Annotated in this window: 5 protein-coding genes and 3 pseudogenes; 2 read left to right on the top strand and 6 right to left on the bottom strand. The window is 61.4% G+C overall.

Annotated features, from left to right (window positions below; translation table 11 throughout):
- The 5 genes and pseudogenes from R5H32_RS20505 to R5H32_RS20485 form a co-directional block, all read right to left on the bottom strand.
- Positions 1-212, bottom strand: a pseudogene (locus R5H32_RS20505) (IS6 family transposase); the annotation flags it as partial.
- A 56-nt stretch (positions 213-268) separates the two neighbouring features.
- Positions 269-574, bottom strand: a pseudogene (locus R5H32_RS20500) (IS6 family transposase); the annotation flags it as partial.
- A 57-nt stretch (positions 575-631) separates the two neighbouring features.
- Positions 632-1,396, bottom strand: a complete 765-nt coding sequence (locus tag R5H32_RS20495; RefSeq protein ID WP_318340497.1) for an alpha/beta hydrolase — start codon at positions 1,394-1,396, stop codon at positions 632-634.
- A 58-nt stretch (positions 1,397-1,454) separates the two neighbouring features.
- Entirely contained in the window at positions 1,455-2,885 is a 1,431-nt protein-coding gene (locus R5H32_RS20490) for an MmgE/PrpD family protein (protein ID WP_318340496.1), read from the bottom strand.
- Positions 2,886-3,042: 157 nt separating this feature from the next.
- Complete coding sequence (locus tag R5H32_RS20485) at positions 3,043-4,167, bottom strand: helix-turn-helix transcriptional regulator (protein WP_318340495.1); 1,125 nt, start codon at positions 4,165-4,167, stop codon at positions 3,043-3,045.
- Between the two features lie 256 nt (positions 4,168-4,423).
- On the opposite strand from R5H32_RS20485, the gene R5H32_RS20480 reads away from it, so the two are divergent.
- Both R5H32_RS20480 and R5H32_RS20475 read left to right on the top strand, forming a co-directional pair.
- A complete protein-coding gene (locus R5H32_RS20480) occupies positions 4,424-4,705 on the top strand; it encodes a hypothetical protein (RefSeq protein WP_318340494.1) in 282 nt (93 codons plus the stop codon).
- A gap of 186 nt (positions 4,706-4,891) precedes the next feature.
- Positions 4,892-5,104, top strand: a pseudogene (locus R5H32_RS20475) (IS6 family transposase); the annotation flags it as partial.
- Between the two features lie 53 nt (positions 5,105-5,157).
- On the opposite strand, the gene R5H32_RS20470 reads toward R5H32_RS20475, so the two are convergent.
- Positions 5,158-5,489 (bottom strand): DDE-type integrase/transposase/recombinase (locus R5H32_RS20470; RefSeq protein ID WP_318340493.1); only part of this gene is annotated, 332 nt, incomplete at its 5' end.

The raw sequence follows: 5,489 nt of genomic DNA, 5'->3' as shown, positions 1-5,489 counted from the left end.
TCCGCCCGTTTCTTGCGTATCTCGGCGGCGAACATCGGGCCGAAACGCTGCCACCAGAACCGCACCGACTCGTGGCTGATCTCGATCCCGCGCTCGTGAAGCAGGTCCTCGACGTTCCGAAGCGACAGCGGGAACCGGACATAGAGCATCACTGCAAGGCGGATTATCTCCGGGCTGCTGTGGAAATACTTGAAAGAGTCGCGTTTCGTCATGGCCGGACGCTACGAGGCCGACCTGCCAGTCTCAACCAGATTCCTTCTGACAGCGCCTCGACGGCCCGCCAGAGGTAGTGCCGCTCGCCGTTGATCTTCACAAACATCTCGTCGAGATGCCATTGCCACTGCGGCCCAGAACGCAAGCACTCGGCACGTTTCTTGCGGATCTCGGCGGCGAACGTCGGTCCGAAACGCTGCCACCAGAACCGGACCGATTCATGGCTTATGTCGATGCCACGCTCGTGCAGCAGGTCCTCGACGTTACGGAGCGAGAGCGGGAAGCGCACGTACATCATCACCGCCAGGCGGATGATCTCGCGGCTCGTCTTGAAGTATTTGAACGGGTCAGGTTTCGACATCAAGCGACGCTAGTCGGCGCCCTGCCTCGCCGCAAGTCAGGTTCCTCTGACATCGCCTTACTCCTTCAGGAACCGCTCGACGATCAAGTTGAAGGTTTCTGGCATCTCGAGGTGAAAGGCGTGACCTGCGTTCGGTGCAATGAAGAGCTGGGCGTTGGGAATCTTTCTCCACATCTCGATGGACAAGTCGGGGTGCGTAGAGCGATCGCCATCACCGCAGGCCACGAGAGTTGATGTCGTGACATCCCCCAACCGGTCTCTGGCCTTCCAATGATCCCAGGATCTGAGGTGGACGAACGCGCCGTCCGGGTTCGATCGCGCGCCGGCCTTGAGCGCGAAACTGAACATCGGGTCATCCTTGTCGCGTCGGAACCATTCTGCGGCGATGCCGGCCGCAAACGCCTCCATACCCTTTTCTTCGAGCTTCCTGACGCTGCTTTCGGTAGATTCAAAGCGGTCCGGCAGGAAACCGTCGGGACAGCCTCCGTAGAGAACCATCTTTTCCAACAGATTTCGATGCCGGAGGCTGATCTCAAGAGCGATCATCGCCCCAAGCGAATGGCCGAGAATTGAAAATTTCTTCAAGCCGATGGATTTTACGGTTTCCAGCACAAGCTCACTTTGCTCTTCGACGGTCGGCGGCACAGCTATGTCATGGCTTTCGCCGAAGCCGGGAAGGTCAATGGTCGTGACGGAGAAGTCGTCCGACAGATGATCGGTCAACGGGCTGAAGATCAGCCCGCTGCTTAGAAATCCATGGACCAGCAGGACATCTGGCCCCTCGCCTCGGCGATTCCAGCTCAACATCATTTCTTCCCGCATCACGTCTGCGTCAACAGACTGCAGTCAGGGAAATATTGGGGCTCGTCGAGTCGTGCGTCTAGTGCGAATGATGGGCCACGCCTGAATATACGATCGGTTCGTAGAGCGCTTGTTGCAATGCTGACAGGGCGTCAGGCCGATTGCCCAGCGAGAACACGGCATGCTCAATCGAGGCCCTTCGCTCAGCCGACAGAACCGGTGCAGTGAACGTGCGGAACTTCTCTACAATACCGTCTCGTGAAATTGGGTTGGAGTGTTCGCCCGGCGCGCGGACGATGCCGGAGTCGCATGTGCGGCCGTCGAATGTGGTGAGGATCGTGCGACCGAGACGATCGGCCGGGAAGTTGGCGTTGCAGTGCGGACATTCGGCCACCGTGGTCACTGATACAAGCCGTGCGATCTCTGGGTCATGGAAGGTCTTCCCCGAGACCTCATGGGCACCGAGTGCGCCGCAGACCAAAGCGGCGGCAACCGGATAGTCCAGACTGTACTGCGCCACGGCGGTGGTCTCCGGAATCCCGCGCGCGAGGCGCGTGGCTTCGTGGAAGCTCTCAACGTGGATCGACGCAATGTCGGAGGCTTGGAGATGGTGCGCCGCGCACAGATCTAGCGCGGCCTTGACCGGCGCATGCGCCCATCGGCATATCGGATAGAGCTTGATGTTTTGCCGATCCGTCAACCACGTGTGGCCGAGATCCTCCCAGTAGACGGATGCGTCGTCGCCTTCCACTGTCACGGCTGGCGCGCCGGAGTAACCCATTAGGGCCAATTCCGCCGCCGAGACGCCGACCATGGCACCCCATCCCGAACCATCATGCAGCATCGTGGGATTGCCGATCTCGCGCATCATCTGGCTACGCGGGCCATGATACTCCGCGATTCCAATCGCATGGCGCAGGATATCGGGGTGCGGATTGAGCAATCGAACGCCGAGCGCGGCGACGGCGAGTGACACCCAAGCGCCGGACGTATGGTAATCGGACACCGTGCCGTGCAACGCTAGGCCGGCGCGGCATGCGATTTCGTATCCGACGACCAGAGATGTCAGGAAGTCTTCCCCGGTCAATTCGCCCTTTCTTTCTGCAAAGGCCAGGAGACTTGGCAGAAGACCGCACCCGGCATGGCCTTTAGCGGCACTATACCCATCATGCGCATCAAGGCTGTCGATCTGCGTCGCACCGGCATAGGCGGCGCCGACAAGACTCGCGCAACGTCCATCGAACAAGATGCGTGCGCGTGCGTCATCGGCGCCCGCGCTCATCTGCCTGACCGCCATTTCCCGCCCGATTCTCGCGGCCTCGATCTGTGCCGCCGCCGCGCTCACCCCGATCAGGTCGAGGCAATAATCCTTCACGCGCTCACGCGTGCGCAACGGGATATCGTCATATCGAGTGCGAAGCGCGAAGTCGGCAAAGGCGCGACGTCGTGCGGCGTCGAATGGTATAGCGTCTCCTCGCGGTACGCTTGAACTTGACGGATCTAAGGTCATGCCACCTTGGGCGGTCTTGGCCCAACGAGACTGTCACCAACACGCGTGCTTGTCGAGACGCCCCATCCGTGGCGCACATCGTCAAATGCCCATGTCAAGCATGGGGGCGGTGTAAGAGGAACCTGGCTTGCGGCGAGGCAGGGCGCCGACTAGGTGTTCAGTCCAGGGCGAGCCTGCTCAGAAGATGAACCAGTTCGCTCTGGCGCGAAATGCCGGTCTTTGAGAAAACCTGCTTCAATGTCCAACGAGCCGTCTCTTCGGTGATGCCAAGGCGTTTGGCCGCTTCCTGGGGCGGAACCCCGGCACCCACCAAGGCTGCAACCCGCGCTTCGCCCAGCGTCAGCCCCAGCAGATCGCGAACGACCGCCGGATCGGTGGGGGCGCCCGTGTCTGGGTCCATCGCGACGACGACCACTCTCGCGTGGGCAAAGATCTCGGCAGCGGGGCCGATCGCATTGAGAAGGGGCAATGCGTAGACAGCGATGGGGCGCTTTCCCCTACCACGATGGACCATAACGGGCCCAAGCTCGCCCAGTTTCTTGGCCCGGACCGGCGAGGACGCTCCGATCAGCGCGGTCTCCAGGCGCCCGCGTGCTCCGGCCTCTTCCGCGACAAGACGGCCGTTCGCAAGGCCAAGACCGTCACCGATCAACTGCTCGCCCACCGCATTCGAAAACAGAACTCGCCCGCGCGGATCGAGTGCGAAGACCCCGATGTGAAGACGGGCCAGCGCATCGCCCAATCCATTTTCCAGCTGCCGCGCGTCGAACAGGTGTATGCCCAGGCGCAGCGACCGTTCCAGGTGCCGGCCGAACCGGGCAATCTCTGCCAACTCGGCCTCGGAGAAGGCCGGGCGGTTCTCGCTGCGATGGACGCACAGCAGCACGCCGACACGCGGATCCGGCGAAACCGCGACCCCGCCGATCCAGGCGATCCCCAGCGGCAACAGGAAATCGGCATAGATCGGGGCAGAGCGCATTTCCTCTTCGGAGCAGAGATGTCGGTCCGTGAATGGCTCTCCGCTGAAGAAATATCCCCGCTCGATGGCGCGGATCGCCCGCAGGTCGCGCGTATTCCAGGCGCCGTCCTCATAGAGGATCTGCTCGCGCTGCTGGCTTGGCGCGACGATGGTGCCGATGGCGCCGTCGTCGCGCGCCCACACGACGGACGCACCGACATCGCCGAAGCAATCCGCAATGTGCTGGAGCGCATCGGGCAGGCGCGAAGGGTCCAAGGCTGAATCGTAGATGGATTCGAGTGCCGTTTCGAAGCGATCGTTCATCCGCAGCGTCCCAGTTCCGTGCTGCCCCTCATTTTCCTGCCGAATACGTCCGCCCAGGCCGCCCGATCGGCCCCGCGCGGATCGTCTGATTGCCTTCATTCCCCCCAAATGCGGGGCGATCCTGAGTGGGAATGGTGCTACGAAATGATGAGCAGGACACCCGGTGGCGATCAGTGTCCAGTGAACCGAACGCCGGTCGCGGTGCCTGCGCAAATACAAAATACGGAGACAGCACTAACTTCACAAGGAGGTGGACATGCATATCTCTCGGCCGCATCCACGGAAGTGCCTCATAGTGGCGGTGACGGGCATTCTTTGTCAATCTGGCTCGGCTTTGGCCGACGAACCTCCAGCCCTGTTAGCCACCTATGTTTCCGAGCAGGACCAGCTCTGCAACTACTGCCAGGACTACTCTGCAAACTCGGTTTCCGCCGTCGGGGTAACGACGCTCTATCAGGTGGGTATCGGCTATCCTGCTCCCGTGCCAGAAGAGGTGGCCGGGATGGCGGAGCCGCTCAGCCAGGAACCGACAAACTGACGCCACGGCGTGAGGGCGTTCAGGTTCGTCGCGAGGCGGCCTGTGTACTTTTGGCGTTGAACGTTGCCACATGGGGCTGAGCCTCCCCAACAGCGCTGTCAGAAGGAATCCGGTTGAGACTGGCAGGACGGCGGTGTCAGAGGAACCTGGCTTGCGGCGAGGCAGGGCGCCGACTAGCGTCGCTTGATGTCGAAACCTGACCCGTTCAAATACTTCAAGACGAGCCGCGAGATCATCCGCCTGGCGGTGATGATGTACGTGCGCTTCCCGCTCTCGCTCCGTAACGTCGAGGACCTGCTGCACGAGCGTGGCATCGACATAAGCCATGAATCGGTCCGGTTCTGGTGGCAGCGTTTCGGACCGATGTTCGCCGCCGAGATCCGCAAGAAACGTGCCGAGGGTGGTGTCCGACCAATTCGAACCCGTCTCCACAAGGGCAGGAGCGCTGTCCCTTATGACGCGCCGAGGCCGCGCCACTCGGCGAGAGCGGCGGCGCGGTTGAGCTTGAAGTTTTGTCGCGAATAGAGGTGGCGTTCCTGATTGAAATGATTGACGACCGAGGCGTGGACGGCGGCGAACATCTGCAGACTTCGCATCCGCCGAAATCGCTGCATTGCCCGTTCTCGTCGTCGGAACGGCAGGTGCGAATTCTCCGCCCGATTGTTGAGCCAGCGACCAGTTGCCTGGCGGTCGGTCGCACCAACCTCCCTCAATGCGGCGCTATAGGAGCGCAGCTTGTCGGTGACGAAAATGTGCGGTCGACCATAGCGCTTCATTGATTTCT

This window comes from Defluviimonas sp. D31, assembly GCF_033436765.1.
Taxonomy (GTDB): domain Bacteria; phylum Pseudomonadota; class Alphaproteobacteria; order Rhodobacterales; family Rhodobacteraceae; genus Albidovulum.
The sequence above is the reverse complement of the archived record's forward strand: the minus strand, read 5'-3'. Positions and strand labels throughout refer to the sequence as shown.

Bases quoted from the DNA above. Each gene is read 5' to 3' on its own strand.
- R5H32_RS20480 (WP_318340494.1), top strand. From the start codon at position 4,424: ATGCATATCTCTCGGCCGCATCCACGGAAGTGCCTCATAGTGGCGGTG.
- R5H32_RS20490 (WP_318340496.1), bottom strand. From the start codon at position 2,885: ATGACCTTAGATCCGTCAAGTTCAAGCGTACCGCGAGGAGACGCTATA.
- R5H32_RS20495 (WP_318340497.1), bottom strand. From the start codon at position 1,396: ATGCGGGAAGAAATGATGTTGAGCTGGAATCGCCGAGGCGAGGGGCCA.
- R5H32_RS20485 (WP_318340495.1), bottom strand. From the start codon at position 4,167: ATGAACGATCGCTTCGAAACGGCACTCGAATCCATCTACGATTCAGCC.